The following is a 16,491-nucleotide window of genomic DNA, read 5'->3' on the forward strand; positions in this document are numbered from 1 at the left end:
CGCCTCCCCGGTCTTCCCCGCCCCCGGTGCCTCCGCCGTGTCCCGTGCCTCCAGCGCCTCGGCCGCCGCCTCCGCCCGCTCCGCGCTCAGGCGCGCGGCGGCCGAGGTGTGCACGCGGTTGAGGACCAGACCGGCCAGCGGCATCCGCTCGGCCGCCAGCCGCTCCACGAAGTACGCCGCCTCCCGCAGCGCGTCCCGCTCCGGCGCGGCGACGACGAGGAACGCGGTGCCCGGCGCCTGGAGCAGCTCGTACGTGGCGTCGGCGCGGGCGCGGAACCCGCCGAACATGGTGTCCATCGCCGCCACGAACGTCTGCACGTCCCGCAGCAGCGCGGTGCCGAGGATCTTGCCGATCGTGCCGCTGAACAGGGAGAGCCCGGCCATGCCCAGGCTCATCACCTTCCGCCCCGCCCGGCCGCCCGCTTTCGCCGGGGCCATCAGCACACGGATGAACCGCCCGTCGAGGAACGAGCCGAGCCGCTGCGGCGCGTCGAGGAAGTCGAGGGCCGACCGGCTCGGCGGGGTGTCGACGACGATCAGGTCCCACTCCCCCCGCGCGGCGAGCTGGCCGAGCTTCTCCATCGCCATGTACTCCTGCGTGCCCGCGAAACCGGCCGAGAGCGACTGGTAGAAGGGGTTCTCCAGGATCGCCCTGGCCCGCGCGGGGTCCGCGTGGCCCTCCACGATCTCGTCGAACGTCCGCTTCATGTCGAGCATCATCGCGAACAGCTCGCCGCCCGCCGACGCGTCGATGCCGGGCACCGGGCGCGGCACGTTGTCCAGCCGGGTCAGGCCCATGGACTGCGCCAGCCGCCGGGCCGGGTCGATCGTCAGCACCACGACGCGGCGCCCGCGCTCCGCCGCCCGCAGGCCGAGCGCGGCGGCGGTGGTCGTCTTGCCGACGCCGCCCGCGCCGCAGCAGACGACGATGCGGATGGCGGGGTCGTCCAGCAGCTCGTCGACGGCCAGGGCCGGGGCGGGGATGTCCTCGCTCATCGTCACCACTCCCCCTCGCGCAGCCGGCGCGCCTGCCGGTACAGACCGGCCAGGTCGACGCCGTCGGGCAGCAACGGCAGCTCCCGCAGCGGCGGTCCGAGCCGGTCCAGCGCGGCGCGCTGGGCCGCCTCCAGGGCCAGCCGCCGGCCGTACGCGCGGCCCTCGGCCAGCAGCGGCCCGGCCAGGGACGCGGCGCCGCGCAGACCGGCCCGCGCCAGGGCGGCGGCCAGCGCGTCCGGGTCGGCGGCGGGGGCGTCCTCGCCGGGCGGCAGGCCGGCGGCGACGGGCGGCCGGACCATGTTCACCACGACGGAGCCGACCGGGAGACCGGCGGCACGCAGCTCCGCGACACCGTCGGCCGTCTCCTGCACCGGCATCTCCTCCAGCAGCGTCACCAGGTGCACGGCCGTCTCCGCCGACTTCAGCACCCGCATCACGGCCTGCGCCTGGTGGTGGACGGGCCCGACCCGGGCCAGGCCGGCGACCTCGTCGTTCACACCGAGGAACCGGGTGATCCGGCCGGTCGGCGGCGCGTCCATGACGACCGCGTCGTACGCCCACCCGCCGCCGTCCGGCCGCCGGCGCCGGACCGCCTCGCACACCTTGCCGGTGAGCAGCACGTCGCGCAGGCCGGGCGCGATGGTGGTGGCGAAGTCGATGGCGCCCAGGCGGCGCAGCGCGCGGCCCGCGCCGCCCAGCTTGTAGAACATCTGGAGGTAGTCCAGCAGGGCCCGTTCGGCGTCCACGGCCAGGGCGTAGACCTCGCCGCCGCCGGGGCCGATGGCGATGCGGCGCTCCTCGTACGGCAGGGCCTCGGTCTCGAAGAGCTGCGCTATGCCCTGGCGGCCCTCGACCTCCACCAGCAGCGTGCGCCGTCCCTGCCCGGCGAGCGCCAGCGCGAGGGCCGCGGCGACGGTCGTCTTCCCGGTGCCGCCCTTGCCGCTGACCACGTGCAGTCGGGTGCGCGCGCTGCTGCTCCTGCTCACTCCAGCGAGCCTAGGCGAACGGCCCGGCGTGCGGCGTGGCGGGCCGGTGCCGGGGCCGGGCGCGGGGGCGACGGTGGAGCCGGGCGGTGTCAGTGCTGATCGCTAGAGTGAGGCCCATGACGAAGTGGGAATACGTGACCGTGCCGCTGCTCGTGCACGCCACCAAGCAGATCCTGGACAACTGGGGGGAGGACGGCTGGGAGTTGGTGCAGGTCGTCCCCGGACCGAATCCGGAGCAGCTCGTGGCGTATCTCAAGCGTGAGAAGCCGCAGGCGTGAGCGCCGTCGAGGCGAGGCTGAGCGAGCTGGGCCTGACGCTTCCCGCTGTCGCGCCGCCCGCGGGCAGTTATGTGCCGGCCCTGCGGTCCGGCCCGTACGTGTTCACGGCGGGGCAGGTCCCGCTGGTCGACGGCAAGCTGCCCCTGACGGGGAAGGTCGGCGCGGAGGTCACCCCGGAGCAGGCGGCGGAGATGGCGCGGATCTGCGTGCTCAACGCCCTGGCCGCGGTGAAGTCCGTCGCCGGGGACCTGGACCGGATCGCGCGGGTGGTGAAGGTGGTCGGCTTCGTGGCGTCCGTCCCGGAGTTCACCGGCCAGCCGCAGGTGATCAACGGCGCCAGTGACCTGCTGGCCGCGGTCCTCGGCGAGCGGGGGCGGCACGCGCGCAGCGCGGTGGGCGTCGCCGCGCTGCCGCTGGACGCGCCGGTCGAGATCGAGATCCAGGTGGAGCTGACCGATGACTGAGCCGGAGCCGACCGTCGAGGCGGCGATGCCCGACTGGGAGAAGCGCTTCCGGGCGCCGCGCGTCGGGCTGCCGCACTGGGCGCACGAGGCGCCGGACCGGTCGGTCTTCGTGTCGAACGCGACGGGCACATTCGAGCTGTACACCTGGGACCGGTCGACGGGCGCGCAGCGGCAGGCCACCGACCGGCCCAACGGCACGGTGGACGGCACGCTGACCCCGGACGGCGCGTGGCTGTGGTGGTTCTCCGACACCGACGGCGACGAGTTCGGCGTGTGGATGCGGCAGCCGTTCGGCGGCGGTCCCGACGAGCCGGCGGTGCCGGGTCTGGCGCCGGCGTATTCGGCGGGCCTGGCGCTGGGCCGGGACGGCACGGTGGTGGTCGGCCGGATGACCGAGGAGGTCGGCACCACGATCCACGTGGTGGCCCCCGGCGGCGAGCCCGTCGAGGTGTACCGGCACCGGCAGTCGGCGGGCGTGGGGGATCTGTCGCACGACGGCACGCTGCTGGCGATCGAGCACACCGAGCACGGCGACGCGATGCACTCGGCGGTGCGCGTGACGCGGCTGGACGGCAGCACGGTCGCGGAGCTGGACGACACCGAGGGCGGCACCAAGGAGCTGGGCCTGTCGGTGCTGGGCTTCGTGCCCGTGGACGGGGACGCGCGGCTGCTCATCGGGCACCAGCGGCTCGGGCGCTGGCAGCCGATGATCTGGGATCCGCTGACCGGCGAGCAGACCGAGCTGCCGTCGAGCCTGCCGGGCGATGTGCACGCGGAGTGGTTCCCGGACGGGCGGGGGCTGCTGATCGCGCACAGCCACCGCGCGCGCAGCCAGCTCTGGCGCTACGACCTGGGGACGGACGGCGGCCTGGTCCGCATCGACACCCCGACGGGCACGATCTCGGGCGCGACCGCCCGCCCCGACGGCACCGCCGAGTATCTGTGGTCCTCGGCCGCCGAGCCGCCGCAGGTGCGGTCCTCGGCCGGGGGCATCGTGCTGGACCCGCCGGGGATGCGGGCGCCGGGCTCGGAGCCGGTCATGGACGTGTGGGTCGAGGGCCCGGGCGGCACGGTGCACGCGCTGGTGCAGAAGCCGCCGGGCGGCGACGGGCCGTTCCCCACGGTGTTCGACATCCACGGTGGCCCGACCGCGCACGACAGCGACGCCTTCGCGGCCGGGCCGGCGGCCTGGCTGGACCACGGCTTCGCGGTCGTCCGGGTCAACTACCGGGGCTCGACCGGGTACGGGCGGGCGTGGACGGACGCGCTGAAGCACCGCGTCGGGCTCATCGAGCTGGAGGACATCGCGGCCGTCCGGGACTGGTGCGTGGAGTACGGGCTGGCCGATCCGGCGCGCCTGGTGCTCACCGGCGGCTCGTGGGGCGGCTATCTGACGCTGCTCGGCATCGGCACCATGCCGGACTCCTGGGCCGTCGGCGTCGCCGCCGTGCCCGTCGCGGACTATGTCGCGGCGTACGAGGACGAGATGGAGGCGCTGAAGGCGCTGGACCGCACGCTGCTGGGCGGCACGCCGGAGGAGGTGCCGGACCGGTGGGCGGCGTCGTCCCCGATCACGTATGTGGACCAGGTGCGGGCGCCGGTCTACATATCGGCCGGTGTCAACGATCCGCGGTGCCCGATACGGCAGATCGAGAACTATGTGGCCCGGCTCGCGGCGCGCGGCGCGGTCCACGAGGTGTACCGGTACGACGCCGGGCACGGCTCGCTGGTCGTGGAGGAGCGGATCAAGCAGGTGGCACAGGAGATCCGGTTCGCGCAACGGCACCTTCCGCCGCCCGCGACCGCGGGATGAGGCCGAGTTCGGCGTCGCGCCGGCTCTCCACCTCGCGGCGGAACAGGCGGAACCACATGAAGACGGCGAACGCGGCGAAGACGAACCACTCGGCGGTGTAGCCCAGGTTCTGGAACGCGTCCATGTCCAGCCCCGTGCCCGTGGGCGCGGTGGCGGGCACGGCGGTCATCGGCTCGTCGGCGTCGCGGACGGTGATCCACGCGTCCGCGACGTCGTAGGGCAGCACGTTGATGAGGGAGGCGGCGCCGATCACGCCGAGCTGGCCGCTGGGCAGCCCGGTCGTCTCGGTGGTGACCTCGCTCGGGGACTCGGCGGCCTGCACGGCGCCGGTGACGGTGACCTCGCCGGCCGGGGGCGCGGGCGCGCGCGCGGCGTCGGCCTCGCCGGGCAGCCAGCCGCGCACCACGGGCACGGCCGGGGAGCCGTCGGCGGGCAGCAGCGGGGTCAGCACGTAGTAGCCGCGTTCGCCGTCGAGCGTGCGGTCGGGCACCACGAGCTGGGCCGCGGCGTCGTAGGTGCCGGTGATCTCGGCCTGCTCGCCGACCGTTTCCGCGGTGAGGGGCAGCAGCTCCGCGAACGGGCGGGCCTCGGCGTCCCCGGCCGTCTCGCCGCGCTCCCGCTGCTCGTTGTGCTGGTCGACCTGGTCCTCGAACCGCGCGAGCTGCCACATGCCCGCCAGCAGGCAGACGGGGATCGACAGGACCACGAAGACGTTGATCGCCCACCAGCGGGGGGTCAGCAGAAACCGGTACACGGCCTCAACGGTACTTCCGCGCCGTGGCGGCTAGCCCGCGGGGACCTCCAGGACACCCGTGCGGTAGACCGTGCCGGAGCAGTCGCCTTCCAGGCGGATCTCGGCCGCCTCGGGCTCGCCGGCCGCGGGGGTGTAGCGCAGGAGCACGACGTCGTCCGGCTCGCCGCCCGGGTCGCCGCTGCCGCCGGTGGGGTCGCCCGTGGGCTCGCCGGTCGGGTCGCCGGCGTCGCCGCCGCCTCCGGTGGTGCCGTCGCTCTCGCCGTCCGTGCCGGTCGGCGTGTCACCGCCGGAGCCGCTGTCGTCGGCGGCGGTGACGCCGGGCTCGCCGCCGTCGGCGCTCTCCGCGGTCCAGCCCTGGACGGACATGCCGGACGCGCCGTCGGTGGACGTGTCCGGCGGTGGCTCCTCGCCGGGGCCGGGCGCGGGCTCGGCCTCCACCTCGCAACTGCCGATCTCGGCCTCGTCGGGCACGAACGCGAACCGCACTTCGTATGCCTGCCCGGGCGGGAGAATCAGCTCCTCGTGGGCCTGGTCGGGGGGAGGCAGCCGGGTGGCGCGGTCGCCCTCGGTGCGGTCCACGATCTCGACCTCGGCGGACGGCACGTCGTCGAGCGGCAGGGCGGCCATCTCGCCGTTGCCGGTGACGCGGCAGGGCTGGTCGGAGACGTTGGCCATGCGGATCAGCCCGTAGACGCGGCCCTGCGCGTCGGGCGGGTCCATCACGGTCTCGACGCGGCCCAACTGGCCGCGGTCGCAGGTCGGGGAGGTGACGCCCATCGTCTCCCAGGACTCCGGGGCCGCCTCGGCCGCCCCGGCGTCGTCGCCGTCGCCGGAGTGCTCGCCCTCCTCGGCACCGGTTCCCGGCCCCCCGGTCGCCCCGGACACGGGCCCGTCGGAGGGGTGGCGCCCGAGCGCGCCGTCGCCGTCGCCGCTCCCCGGCAGGCCGGTGGTGGAGTGTCCGGACCCGGCGTCGAGGGACGGGTCTCCGGCCGCGCCGCCGACACCTGCCACGGCGGACACCACCATGGTCAGGCCGACGGCGAGGACCACGGCGGACGTGGCGGCCCCGACCAGCACCTGCTTCCGCCGCCGCATCCGGGCGGGCACGGCGGTCCGCAGGTGCTCCAGCGACTCGGCCGAGGGCTCGATGTCGTCGACGATGTCCCGCAGCAGCCGCCGCAGGGCCTCCTCGTCGGCGAGCGCGAGGGGCGCGTCGCGGGCCGCGGCGGTTCCGGGGGCTTCGGGGAGTTCGGGGGCTTCGGCGGTTTCGGGGGCTTCGGGGGCTTCGGCCTTTCCGGCGGCTTCGGCGGCTTCGGGCTCCGGCGCGTCCGGGCTGTCGGCCATGTCCCCGGCGACCGGCTCCGGCCGGGGCCGGGGGCCGGGATCGTGGTCGTTCATCGGAGGGCCTCCATGGCCACGCGCAGGGCCGCGATGCCACGGGAGCCGTACGCCTTCACCGAGCCGGCTGAGATGCCGAGGGTCTTGGCGACCTCCGCCTCGGTCATGTCCGCGAAATACCGCAGGACGAGGACCTCGCGCTGGCGGCGCTGGAGCCCGCGCATGGCCTTGATCAGGTCGGCCCGCTCCAGCTGCTCGTACGCGCCTTCCTCGGCGCTCGCCATGTCCGGCATGGGCTTGGAGAGCAGCTTCAGCCCGAGGATGCGGCGGCGCAGCGTCGAGCGGGACAGGTTGACCACGGTCTGCCGCAGGTACGCGAGGGTCTTCTCCTGGTCGCGGACCCGGGTCCGCGCCGAGTGCACGCGGATGAACGCCTCCTGGACCACGTCCTCGCAGGACGCGGTGTCGTCCAGGAGCAGTGCGGCGAGCCCGAGGAGCGAGCGGTAGTGCGCGCGGTAGGTCTCCGTCAGGTAGTCGATCGTGGTGCCGACGGTGACCTCAGCCATCGCGTCGTCCGCGGCCTCGCCCGGGCCGTGGATGCGGGCCGGCCGAGGCGCGGGCAGCGGTGCCGTCACGGGCATGCTCCCGGACTCGGCGCGTGACGCCCCTGGGAACGGAAGGCGTCGCGGGAGCGCTGCCGGGAGTTCGAAGACCTCTGCCACGCCAGTTGGACACGCTCTTCCCCGCAAAGGTTGTACGTCACATGCGGATGGGAGGAGTTCGCCGCTCTCGATCTCATTCCTACCGCCTGCTCGTCTATGTCCTGATTCGATGCGAGCGCCGCACGCCGCGCAGCGGGCACTAAAGACGCTCCCCGCACCGCGCTGGTTCCAGAAGCGGTGCGGGGAGTGAAATGTTCTCCCGGCCGATCGACCGGGAGCAACCCATTCAGGTCTACGAGTTGGTCACGAGAGCTTCATATGTGGCCGAGATCGGTCAAACTTGGCGTACTGCGGTACACCGCAGTGGACGCCGACGGACACCCGGGGGCACCGGCGGACACCGGAGGGCGCCGCTCTCAGCGCCCGGTGCCGCCGTAGACGACGGCCTCGTCGCTCTCGCTGTCCAGGCCGAACGCGGAGTGGACGGCCCTGACGGCCTGCTTCACGTCGTCCTCGCGGGTCACGACCGAGATCCGGATCTCGGAGGTGGAGATCAGCTCAATGTTGACCCCGGCATTGGACAACGCCTCGAAGAACGTGGCCGTGACGCCCGGGTTGGTCTTCATGCCCGCGCCCACGAGCGAGATCTTGGCGATCTTGTCGTCGTAGCGCAGCGTCTCGAACCCGATGGTGTCGCGCCGCTTCTCCAGCGCCTCCAGCGCCTTGCGCCCTTCGCTCGTGGGAAGGGTGAACGAGATGTCGGTCAGCCCGGTCGAGGCGGCGGAGACGTTCTGCACCACCATGTCGATGTTGACCGCGGCGTCCGCGATGGCCCGGAAGATCGTCGCGGCCTCGCCCGGCTTGTCCGGCACTCCCACGACCGTGATCTTGGCCTCGGAGGTGTCGTGGGCGACGCCCGAGATGATTGCCTGCTCCACCGGCTTACCTCCCAGCGGTTCGTTGCTGACCCAGGTCCCCTGCAGCCCCGAGAAGGACGACCTGACGTGGATGGGGATGTTGTAGCGCCGGGCGTACTCGACGCAGCGGTGCAGCAGCACCTTGGAGCCGGAGCTGGCCAGCTCCAGCATGTCCTCGAACGAGATCCAGTCGATCTTGCGGGCCTTCTTCACCACGCGCGGGTCGGCGGTGAACACGCCGTCGACGTCGGTGTAGATCTCGCAGACCTCGGCGTTGAGCGCGGCGGCGAGCGCCACGGCGGTGGTGTCGGAGCCGCCCCGGCCGAGGGTGGTGATGTCCTTCTTGTCCTGGGACACACCCTGGAAGCCCGCGACGATGGCGATGTTGCCCTCGTCCACGGAGCTCTGGATGCGGCCCGGCGTCACATCGATGATCCGGGCCTTGTTGTGGACGGAGTCGGTGATGACGCCGGCCTGGCTGCCGGTGAAGGACTGCGCCTCATGGCCGAGCGCTTTGATGGCCATCGCCAGCAGGGACATGGAGATGCGCTCTCCGGCGGTCAGCAGCATGTCCAGCTCGCGCCCGGAGGCGACGGGGGACACCTGGTTCGCCAGGTCGATGAGCTCGTCCGTCGTATCGCCCATCGCGGAGACCACGACGACCACTTGGTGGCCGTCCTTCTTGGCTTCGACAATCCGCTTGGCGACGCGCTTGATGCCTTCGGCATCGGCAACGGAGGAGCCGCCGTACTTCTGCACGACAAGGCCCACGTGTGCTCGCTCCTCGTGTCTCTTACTCTCCGTGACCGAAAAACCGGTCACGATCGGCTGAATCCTACCGAGCGGAGCCCCCGCATCGCCCGTCTCAGCGACCACCCATGCCCACCCGGAGGCCATGACACGCGGAAACACGCCGGGAACGTGGGCAGGCTCACATACCGATCTCACATGCTGGTCAGCCGCCCTTCCCCCCGGGCTCGGGCGCGGGTGTGCCGGTGGCACCGTCTCCACGTACTGTTCCCATATGGGCGATTCGCCGCATTCGAGCACTGAGGTGCTGGACCCGTTGCTGGTCCGGGCCGTGCGGGAGACCGGTGCCTACGGCGGTGCCGTTCTCCTGCTGCCGCCCGGCGGCGAGCGGGTGCTGCGGCTGGCCGTGGTGACCGGCGTGCCGCCCGCGTTCGCCCGGCCCTGGCGGCGGGTCGGGCTCGACGTGGCGACGCCGCTGGCCCAGTCGGTCCGCGAGCGGCGGCTGGTGTGGCTGGGCGTCGGGGAGCTGGCCCGCCGCTACCCGCAGGCGGCGGTCGCGGTGCCGTACCCGTTCGCCATCGCGGACGTGCCCCTGCTGTCCGGGGCCACCTGCTGGGGCGCGATGGTGCTGCTGTGGTCCGGCGGGCATCCGCCGGAGCTGTCGCGCGACGAGCTGGCGGCGATCGACGCGGCGAGCACCCGGCTGGCCCGGGTGCTGGCCACGGCGGCCCGGGAGGGACGGCCGGTGACGGCCGGTGACCAGCCACGCTTCGTGGCCCGGCCGCGCAGCCGGACGCCGGGCGCGGCGGAGGCGCTGGCGGCGGCCGATTTCACGGAGCGGCTGGCGGCGGGCTGCTGCGCGCTGGATCTGGACGGGCGGATCACGTTCGTCAACGGGGTCGCGGCCGAGCTGCTGGGCGCGGACGCCGGCGAGCTGGTGGGCCGTTACGTCCGGGAGGCGCTGCCGTGGCTGAGCCCGGCGGCGTACGAGGACCGGTACCGCGCGGCGGTGCTCAGCCAGGAGCCCACGACCTTCACGGCGCGGCGCCGGCCGGACCGGTGGCTGCGGTTCGAGCTGTGGCCGGATCCGGCGGGCATCAGCGTGATCGTCGCGGAGATCGAACGGCCGGTCCCGGCGGATGAGGCGGCAGGGGCGCAGGCCGCGGAGGAGGCGGTGCCGCCCCTGCCCGGGGAACCGGACGGACAGGGCGGCACGGGCGGCACGGGCGACGCGGCCGACGCGGGGGTAGGTGCGGGCGTGGGGGCGGGCGCGGGGCGAGTGAGGCCGCCCACGCTCACCGGCGCGCTCTCGCACCTGATGCAGCTCTCCGCCACCCTCAGCGAGGCGACCGGGGTGAAGGAGGTGGTCGAGCTGGTCGCGAACCAGCTCCTGCCCGCCTTCAGCGCCCAGGGGTTGGTGATGTTCATGACCGAGGGCTCCCGGCTGCACATCGTCGGCCACCGCGGCTACACCGAGGAGGCCATCGAACGGTTCGAGGGCGCGCCGATGGGCACCCCGCCGACCCCCGCCTCCAACGCGCTGACCAGCGGCGCGCCGCGCTTCTTCGCCTCGCCGGAGGAGCTGGGGCGGGAGTACCCCGGCGTTCCGGCGATCGTGGAGAAGGCGGCCTGGGCGTATCTGCCGCTGGTCACCTCCGGCAAGCCGGTCGGCTGCTGCGTGCTGTCCTACGACCACCCGCACGACTTCCCCGCCGACGAGCGCGCCATCCTCACCTCCCTCGCCGGGCTCATCGCCCAGGCGCTGGAACGGGCCCGCCTCCACGACGCCACCCAGCAGCTCGCCCGCCGCCTCCAGGACGGGCTCCTGCCGCGCAAGCTGCCGGACATCCCCGGCCTGGCGGTGGCGGCGCGGTATCTGCCCGCGACCCGCGGCATGGAGGTCGGCGGCGACTTCTACGACCTGATCCGGCTCGACGGCGTCCCGGCCGCCGCCGCGGACGGGGCGGACGGCATCCCCACCGCCGCGGCGACCATCGGGGACGTGCAGGGGCACAACGTGACGGCCGCCGCGTTGATGGGGCAGGTCAGGACCGCCGTGCACGCGGCGGCCGGCGCGGCGCCGGGCGAGGTGCTGGCGCGGACGAACAAGCTGCTGGCCGACCTCGACCCCGGCCTGTTCACGAGCTGTCTCTATGTCGACATCGACCTGGTCCATCACCGGGCCAGGCTGGCCAACGCCGGGCACCCGCCGCCGCTGCTGCGCCTGCCGGACGGAGAGGTCGCCGTGCTGCGGATGCCGCCGGGGCCGCTGCTCGGGATCGTGCGGCGGGCGGAGTACCCGGCGGTCGAGGTGCCGTTCCCGCCGGGGGCGGTGCTGGTGCTGTACACCGACGGGCTGGTGGAGACGCCCGGCATCGACCTGGACGTGGCGACGGACGAGCTGGCGGGCCACCTGGCGCGGTTCGGCCCGGCGGGCACACCGGCCGACGAGGTCGCGGACGCGCTGCTGCGGCACGCGCGGCAGACCGCGTCGCGGAGCGACGACATCGCGCTGCTGCTGATCAGCCCGCGGTGAGCGACGGCGGGGAGTGTGCGGGGCGTGGGGGGCGTGGGGGTGACCGAGGCCGCCGCCGTCGACCCGGTCGACGCCGTGACGCGGGCGGGGTGCCGGTGGCGGCCTGAGCGATGGCCCCCGCGGGTGTGAGCCGCATCGGCCGGGACGTGGCCGCCTGCGGCACCTGCTGGACGCCACGGCCGCGTGGCAGTGCCTCGACCACCTGCGCGACCTCGGTCCGGCGGCGGGTGACACGGTGCTGGTGACGGGCGCGGCCGGGGGCGAGGCGGCTTCGCCGTGGAGCTGGGCGCGGCGCGCGGGCTGCGCGTGGTGGCCGTCCCGGGGCCGGGCGGGCGAGGAGCTGGTGCGGCGGCTGGGGGCGGAGTCGTTCATGCCGAGGGACGTTCCGGACCTGGCGGCGGCGGTCCGCGCGGTGGTGCCGGGCGGCGTGGCGGGCGCGGTGGACGTGGCGCTGCTGGGCGTGACGGCGCAGGCGGCGGTGCGGAACCGCGGCGCGTTCGTGGCGGTGACGGGCGGGGCGCCGTTGCCCCTGCGCGGCATCAGGGTGGTCACCGAGTGGATCGCGACGGACCCGGCGGCTCTCGCCGAGCTGTCCGGGCTCGCCGGGACGGACCGCCTGACGGCGCGGGTCGCTGAGACCCTGCCGCTCGCCGCGGCGGCCCGGGCGCACGAGCGCCTGGCCAAGGGCGGCCCGCGGGGCGTCTGGCGCTGGTGCCGTAGCGTTGCGGCGTCGGCGCCGGCGTCCCCAGCGGCTGGACAGGCCGAAAGCTGATCAGGGACTGATCAGGGACTGATCAGAGCCGGTCAGGAGTTCGCGGTCTTCAGCCCCAGCGGAGCGGCGATCTCCCGTTCCATGACCCGGCCGGCCTGGCGCTCCAGGTCGCCGTCCTCCGCGTCGCTGTCCGTGTCCAGCCCGTCCAGCTCGGCCAGCGGCGTGTCCAGGCGGACGTGGGCGACGAGGGACTGCAGGGCCCGCAGGCAGGCACTGGCGGTGGGCCCCCAGTTCGACAGGTAGGAGAACTGCCACCACCACAGCGCCTCGCTGACCCGGCCCTCGGCGTAGTGGGCCATGCCGTGCCTGAGGTCGCTGATGATGTCGGCCAGGTCGTCCGAGATCCGCGCGGCCACGGGGGTGCTGCGCGGCACGTACGGGTCGAACACCTCGGAGTAGACGTCGATCGGCTCCAGCAGCCCGGCCAGCCGCTCGCGCAGCTCGTCCATGTCCGGCTCGGGACCGGTGTCCGGCTCGTACCGCTCCTCGGGAACGATGTCCTCGTACGCGCCCAACCGGCCGCCCGCCAGCAGGACTTGGGACACCTGCAACAGCAGGTACGGCACCGCGCTGTCCGGATCGTCGCCCTTGGCGACCTCGGTGACCGCGACGATGAAGCTCTCGACTTGGTCGGCGATCTGGACAGCGAAATCGTCCGGGCCACCGGCCCGCCCGCCGGCCGCCGGGCCGCCGGTGACCGGACCGTCGGCCGATCGCTGCGGCATCGGCATCGCTTCGGACATCACGTGGTCGCCTCCCCAAAGGTCCTCGCAGACGCGACGGCCGCACGCCGCGGGCCCGCGTCCGCCCGTGCGCCCGCGCCGGCGTCGCCTGCATTACACATCAAGCAGCCGCCTACCCTCGAAGGCGCGTCCCAAGGTGACCTCGTCGGCATACTCCAAGTCTCCCCCGACCGGCAGGCCACTGGCTAGCCGGGTGACGCGAAGGCCCAGTGAGCTGACCATACGGGCCAGGTACGTCGCGGTGGCCTCGCCCTCCAGGTTCGGGTCGGTGGCCAGGATCAGCTCCGTGACCGCGCCGTCCGCGAGGCGCGCCAGCAGCTCCCGGATCCGCAGGTCGCCGGGGCCGACGCCGTCGATGGGGCTGATGGCCCCGCCCAGCACGTGATACCGGCCGCGGAATTCACGGGTGCGCTCGATGGCCACCACGTCCTTGGGCTCCTCGACCACGCAGATCACCGTCGGGTCGCGGCGCGGGTCGAGGCAGACGCGGCACCGTTCGTCCTGCGCCACGTTCCCGCACTCGGCGCAGAACCGCACCTTCTCCTTGACCTCGGTGAGGGCGTGCGCGAGGCGGCGGACGTCGGCGGGCTCGGCCTGGAGGATGTGGAAGGCGATCCGCTGGGCGCTCTTGGGGCCGACGCCCGGCAGCCGCCCCAGCTCGTCGATGAGTTCCTGGACTACGCCCTCATACACGTGAACCCCCCGCCTTCCCTGCCCGCGCTTCGCCTGGGCTCGCTCATTCTCTGTCCGTTGTCCGTCAGAAGGGCAGAACCGCGCCGGGCCCCGGATCGTCGGCGCCCGGCACCGGGATTCCGGGCTCCCGGACTCCCGAAGTCCCGGGGTCCGGATCAGCGCCGGATCAGCGCCGGATCAGAACGGCAGCCCGGGGATGCCGCCGCCGAGGCCCTGGGCGAGCGGCCCGAGCTTGACCTTGGCCAGCTCCTGCGCCGCGTGGTTCGCGTCGCGGACGGCGGCGATCACCAGATCCGCGAGGGTCTCGGTGTCGTCCGGGTCGACCGCCGTGGGGTCGATCACCAGACCGGTCAGCTCACCGGCGCCGGTGACCGTGGCCCTGACCAGGCCACCGCCCGCACTGCCCTCGACAGGCGTCTCGGCCAGCTCCTGCTGCGCCGCGGCGAGATCTTGCTGCATCTTCTGGGCCTGCTGCAACAACTGCTGCATGTCGACCCCACCACCGGGGAACACGGCCTCACCTCTGGCTCGTCGGCAACGGTGCGTACCCCCCTGAGCCTACGGGCTCGGGCTGCCGGGGTCTCACTCGTGGTGGAACTCCTCGATAACGGTCGCCCCCAGCTCCTTGACGATCAGCTCGTAGCCGGTGAGCGCGGTCTCGTCGAGGTCCGGATCGTCCTCCTCGGGCACGTCGTCCTCGACGGAGACCGGGGGCGGCGGTGCCGGGGCGGCCGGCGCGACCGCCTCGGGCGCGGGGCGCGGGACGGCGGGCGACGGCTGCCCCGGAGCGGCGGCCTCGCGGGCCGCCGGGGACGGCGCCGGCCGCGCCGCCGGTGCCATCGGCGCCATCGGCGGCGGCGACACGGGCGACGCCGGCGTCATGGGCCGCGCGCCGCCTCCACCCCCGCCCCCGCCGTTGTCGACGACGGCCTCGATGCGCCACTGCACGCCCAGCTTGTCGCCGAGGACCTGCCGCAGCACGTCCTCACTGCCGCTGTTCACAAAGCTGTCCCGGGCCCCGGCGGTGGCGAACCCGAGCCGCAGCGTGCCGCCGTCGAAGCCGACGACCTGCGCGTTCTGGCTGAGCAGGATCCAGCTGAACCGCCGCCGCCCCTTGACCGCGTCCAGGATCTCCGGCCACATGTGCCGCACCCGCTCCGGGTCTCCCCCGGTTCCGGCCGCCTGGGCCTGTGGCGCGGACGGCGGTGCGGGGGCCGCGCCCGCGGGCCAGGCCCCGGGCGGGGACTGCGGCGGGGACTGCGGCGCGGGCGCCGTCGGCCAGGCCCCCGGCCGCGCGGCCGGATCCTGTCCGGTCGGCTGCGGCTGGGCCCGTGGCTGCGGCTGCGGCTGCGGCTGCGGCTCGGGCGTCGCCTGCTGAACCGGAGCGGGCGGCGGAGCCGGAGCCGGAGCCGCGGCGTGCACCGGCGGCGCGACCTCGACCCGCACGGGCGGCGGCCCGGCGGCGGTCACCACCGGCCCCGCCCCCCGCTCCAGACGCTCCAGACGACTCAGCAGGGACCGCTCGTCCCCGTAGGCCGCCGGAAGCAGCACCCGGGCGCAGATCAGCTCCAGCTGAAGCCGCGGCGAGGTCGCCCCCCGCATCTCCGTCAACCCGGAATTGACGAGATCGGCCGCCCGGCTCAGCTCGGCCGGGCCGAGCCTGGTGGCCTGCGCCCGCATGCGCTCCAGCACGTCCACGGGCACGTCGATCAGGCCCTTGTCGGCCGCGTCCGGCACGGCCGCCAGGATCAGCAGGTCCCGCAGCCGCTCCAGCAGATCGGTGACGAACCGGCGCGGATCGTGCCCGCCCTCGATCACCCGGTCCACGACCTCGAACGCCGCCGCGCCGTCCCCGGCCGCGAAGGCGTCGACCACCGCGTCGAGCAGCGCCCCGTCCGTGTACCCGAGCAGCGCCGTGGCCATCTCGTACGTGACCCCGGCCTCCCCGGCACCGGCCAGGAGCTGATCCATGACGGACATCGAGTCCCGCACCGACCCGGCCCCGGCCCGCACGACGAGCGGCAGCACGGCCCCCTCGACCGGAATGGCCTCGCGCTCGCACACCTCCGCCAGATAGTCCCGCAGCGTCCCGGGCGGCACGAGGCGGAAGGGATAGTGGTGCGTGCGCGACCGGATGGTGCCGATGACCTTCTCGGGCTCGGTGGTGGCGAAGATGAACTTCAGATGCTCGGGCGGCTCCTCGACCACCTTCAGCAGGGCGTTGAACCCCGCCGGGGTGACCATGTGCGCCTCGTCGATGATGTAGATCTTGTACCGGCTCGACGCCGGTCCGAAGAACGCCTTCTCCCGCAGCTCCCTGGCGTCGTCCACACCACCGTGCGAGGCGGCGTCGATCTCGATGACATCGATGGACCCCGGCCCGTTCCGCGCGAGGTCCCGGCACGACTGGCACTCCCCGCACGGCGCGGGCGTCGGGCCCCGCTCACAGTTGAGACAGCGGGCGAGGATGCGCGCACTGGTCGTCTTGCCGCAGCCCCGCGGCCCGCTGAAGAGGTACGCGTGGTTGACCCGGTTGTTCCGCAGGGCCTGCTGCAGCGGATCGGTGACATGCTCCTGCCCGATGACCTCGGCGAAGGTCTCGGGTCGGTAGCGGCGGTACAGCGCGAGGGAGGACACGCCTCCGACGATATCGGCCCCCACTGACATACGAAGGGCCCCTCACGCACCCACCAGAGCTCACCTACCCTTGCTGCCTTCCGGCCCTGGGGGAGTTCAGCGAGATAGCGCCGCGTGAGGGGCTGCCCCCAACCCTACCGGATCCCCACCCC

Annotated in this window: 15 protein-coding genes and 1 other RNA gene; 5 read left to right on the top strand and 11 right to left on the bottom strand. The window is 74.0% G+C overall.

Annotated elements, in window-relative coordinates; all coding sequences use genetic code 11:
- On the bottom strand, positions 1 to 996 hold a 996-nt coding region (locus ACSNOC_RS23375; RefSeq protein ID WP_436749526.1), incomplete at its 3' end, for an ArsA family ATPase.
- A gap of 2 nt (positions 997 to 998) precedes the next feature.
- Positions 999 to 1,982, bottom strand: a complete 984-nt coding sequence (locus tag ACSNOC_RS23380; RefSeq protein ID WP_436749527.1) for an ArsA family ATPase — start codon at positions 1,980 to 1,982, stop codon at positions 999 to 1,001.
- Between the two features lie 116 nt (positions 1,983 to 2,098).
- Between ACSNOC_RS23380 and ACSNOC_RS23385 the strand changes: the two genes are divergently transcribed.
- Genes ACSNOC_RS23385 through ACSNOC_RS23395 form a run of 3 tightly spaced genes read left to right on the top strand, consistent with a single transcriptional unit; the run spans position 2,099 to position 4,537 of the window.
- The gene (locus ACSNOC_RS23385; protein WP_436749528.1) at positions 2,099 to 2,260 is read left to right on the top strand and encodes a DUF4177 domain-containing protein; all 162 of its coding nucleotides are present in this window, start codon (positions 2,099 to 2,101) and stop codon (positions 2,258 to 2,260) included.
- The gene (locus tag ACSNOC_RS23390; protein WP_436749529.1) at positions 2,257 to 2,724 is read left to right on the top strand and encodes a RidA family protein; all 468 of its coding nucleotides are present in this window, start codon (positions 2,257 to 2,259) and stop codon (positions 2,722 to 2,724) included. Before ACSNOC_RS23385 ends, ACSNOC_RS23390 begins: the two co-directional genes overlap by 4 nt.
- On the top strand, positions 2,717 to 4,537 hold the full coding sequence (locus ACSNOC_RS23395) for a prolyl oligopeptidase family serine peptidase (protein WP_436749530.1): 1,821 nt from the start codon (positions 2,717 to 2,719) through the stop codon (positions 4,535 to 4,537). Before ACSNOC_RS23390 ends, ACSNOC_RS23395 begins: the two co-directional genes overlap by 8 nt.
- On the opposite strand, the gene ACSNOC_RS23400 is transcribed toward ACSNOC_RS23395, so the two are convergent.
- The 4 genes from ACSNOC_RS23400 to ACSNOC_RS23415 all read right to left on the bottom strand — a co-directional run bounded on the left by ACSNOC_RS23400 (position 4,470) and on the right by ACSNOC_RS23415 (position 8,979).
- The gene (locus ACSNOC_RS23400; RefSeq protein WP_436749531.1) at positions 4,470 to 5,291 is read right to left on the bottom strand and encodes an SURF1 family protein; all 822 of its coding nucleotides are present in this window, start codon (positions 5,289 to 5,291) and stop codon (positions 4,470 to 4,472) included. The two genes, ACSNOC_RS23395 and ACSNOC_RS23400, sit on opposite strands and share 68 nt — an antisense overlap.
- Before the next feature lie 30 nt (positions 5,292 to 5,321).
- Positions 5,322 to 6,689 carry a hypothetical protein gene (locus tag ACSNOC_RS23405; protein WP_436749532.1) on the bottom strand — a complete coding sequence of 456 codons (1,368 nt, stop codon included), beginning with the start codon at positions 6,687 to 6,689 and terminating at the stop codon, positions 5,322 to 5,324.
- Positions 6,686 to 7,270 carry a SigE family RNA polymerase sigma factor gene (locus tag ACSNOC_RS23410; protein ID WP_436749533.1) on the bottom strand — a complete coding sequence of 195 codons (585 nt, stop codon included), beginning with the start codon at positions 7,268 to 7,270 and terminating at the stop codon, positions 6,686 to 6,688. The genes ACSNOC_RS23405 and ACSNOC_RS23410 overlap by 4 nt, the downstream gene beginning before the upstream one ends.
- Before the next feature lie 437 nt (positions 7,271 to 7,707).
- Positions 7,708 to 8,979 carry an aspartate kinase gene (locus tag ACSNOC_RS23415; RefSeq protein ID WP_436749534.1) on the bottom strand — a complete coding sequence of 424 codons (1,272 nt, stop codon included), beginning with the start codon at positions 8,977 to 8,979 and terminating at the stop codon, positions 7,708 to 7,710.
- A 253-nt stretch (positions 8,980 to 9,232) separates the two neighbouring features.
- On the opposite strand from ACSNOC_RS23415, the gene ACSNOC_RS23420 reads away from it, so the two are divergent.
- Both ACSNOC_RS23420 and ACSNOC_RS23425 read left to right on the top strand, forming a co-directional pair.
- Complete coding sequence (locus ACSNOC_RS23420) at positions 9,233 to 11,494, top strand: GAF domain-containing SpoIIE family protein phosphatase (protein ID WP_436749535.1); 2,262 nt, start codon at positions 9,233 to 9,235, stop codon at positions 11,492 to 11,494.
- Positions 11,495 to 11,729: 235 nt separating this feature from the next.
- Positions 11,730 to 12,266, top strand: coding sequence for a zinc-binding dehydrogenase (locus ACSNOC_RS23425; RefSeq protein ID WP_436749536.1), 537 nt, complete (start codon positions 11,730 to 11,732; stop codon positions 12,264 to 12,266).
- Positions 12,267 to 12,298: 32 nt separating this feature from the next.
- On the opposite strand, the gene ACSNOC_RS23430 is transcribed toward ACSNOC_RS23425, so the two are convergent.
- From ACSNOC_RS23430 to ffs, 5 genes are all read right to left on the bottom strand, one after another.
- Complete coding sequence (locus ACSNOC_RS23430; protein ID WP_436749539.1) at positions 12,299 to 12,991, bottom strand: DUF5063 domain-containing protein; 693 nt, start codon at positions 12,989 to 12,991, stop codon at positions 12,299 to 12,301.
- A 111-nt stretch (positions 12,992 to 13,102) separates the two neighbouring features.
- Positions 13,103 to 13,702 carry a recombination mediator RecR gene (recR, locus tag ACSNOC_RS23435; RefSeq protein WP_436749537.1) on the bottom strand — a complete coding sequence of 200 codons (600 nt, stop codon included), beginning with the start codon at positions 13,700 to 13,702 and terminating at the stop codon, positions 13,103 to 13,105.
- 177 nt (positions 13,703 to 13,879) lie between these two features.
- The gene (locus ACSNOC_RS23440) at positions 13,880 to 14,191 is read right to left on the bottom strand and encodes a YbaB/EbfC family nucleoid-associated protein (RefSeq protein ID WP_436749540.1); all 312 of its coding nucleotides are present in this window, start codon (positions 14,189 to 14,191) and stop codon (positions 13,880 to 13,882) included.
- A gap of 93 nt (positions 14,192 to 14,284) precedes the next feature.
- Complete coding sequence (locus tag ACSNOC_RS23445; protein WP_436749538.1) at positions 14,285 to 16,339, bottom strand: DNA polymerase III subunit gamma and tau; 2,055 nt, start codon at positions 16,337 to 16,339, stop codon at positions 14,285 to 14,287.
- Positions 16,340 to 16,369: 30 nt separating this feature from the next.
- Positions 16,370 to 16,466: signal recognition particle sRNA small type (gene ffs, locus ACSNOC_RS23450), an RNA gene on the bottom strand.
- Between the last annotated feature and the right edge of the window lie 25 nt (positions 16,467 to 16,491).

The sequence above is a fragment of the Streptomyces sp. URMC 129 genome (assembly GCF_051386415.1).
In the GTDB taxonomy this organism is placed as follows: domain Bacteria; phylum Actinomycetota; class Actinomycetes; order Streptomycetales; family Streptomycetaceae; genus Streptomyces.

Bases quoted from the DNA above. Each gene is read 5' to 3' on its own strand.
- ACSNOC_RS23385 (WP_436749528.1), top strand. From the start codon at position 2,099: ATGACGAAGTGGGAATACGTGACCGTGCCGCTGCTCGTGCACGCCACC.
- ACSNOC_RS23395 (WP_436749530.1), top strand. From the start codon at position 2,717: ATGACTGAGCCGGAGCCGACCGTCGAGGCGGCGATGCCCGACTGGGAG.
- ACSNOC_RS23405 (WP_436749532.1), bottom strand. From the start codon at position 6,689: ATGAACGACCACGATCCCGGCCCCCGGCCCCGGCCGGAGCCGGTCGCC.
- ACSNOC_RS23410 (WP_436749533.1), bottom strand. From the start codon at position 7,270: ATGCCCGTGACGGCACCGCTGCCCGCGCCTCGGCCGGCCCGCATCCAC.
- ACSNOC_RS23420 (WP_436749535.1), top strand. From the start codon at position 9,233: ATGGGCGATTCGCCGCATTCGAGCACTGAGGTGCTGGACCCGTTGCTG.
- ACSNOC_RS23430 (WP_436749539.1), bottom strand. From the start codon at position 12,991: ATGCCGCAGCGATCGGCCGACGGTCCGGTCACCGGCGGCCCGGCGGCC.
- ACSNOC_RS23440 (WP_436749540.1), bottom strand. From the start codon at position 14,191: ATGCAGCAGTTGTTGCAGCAGGCCCAGAAGATGCAGCAAGATCTCGCC.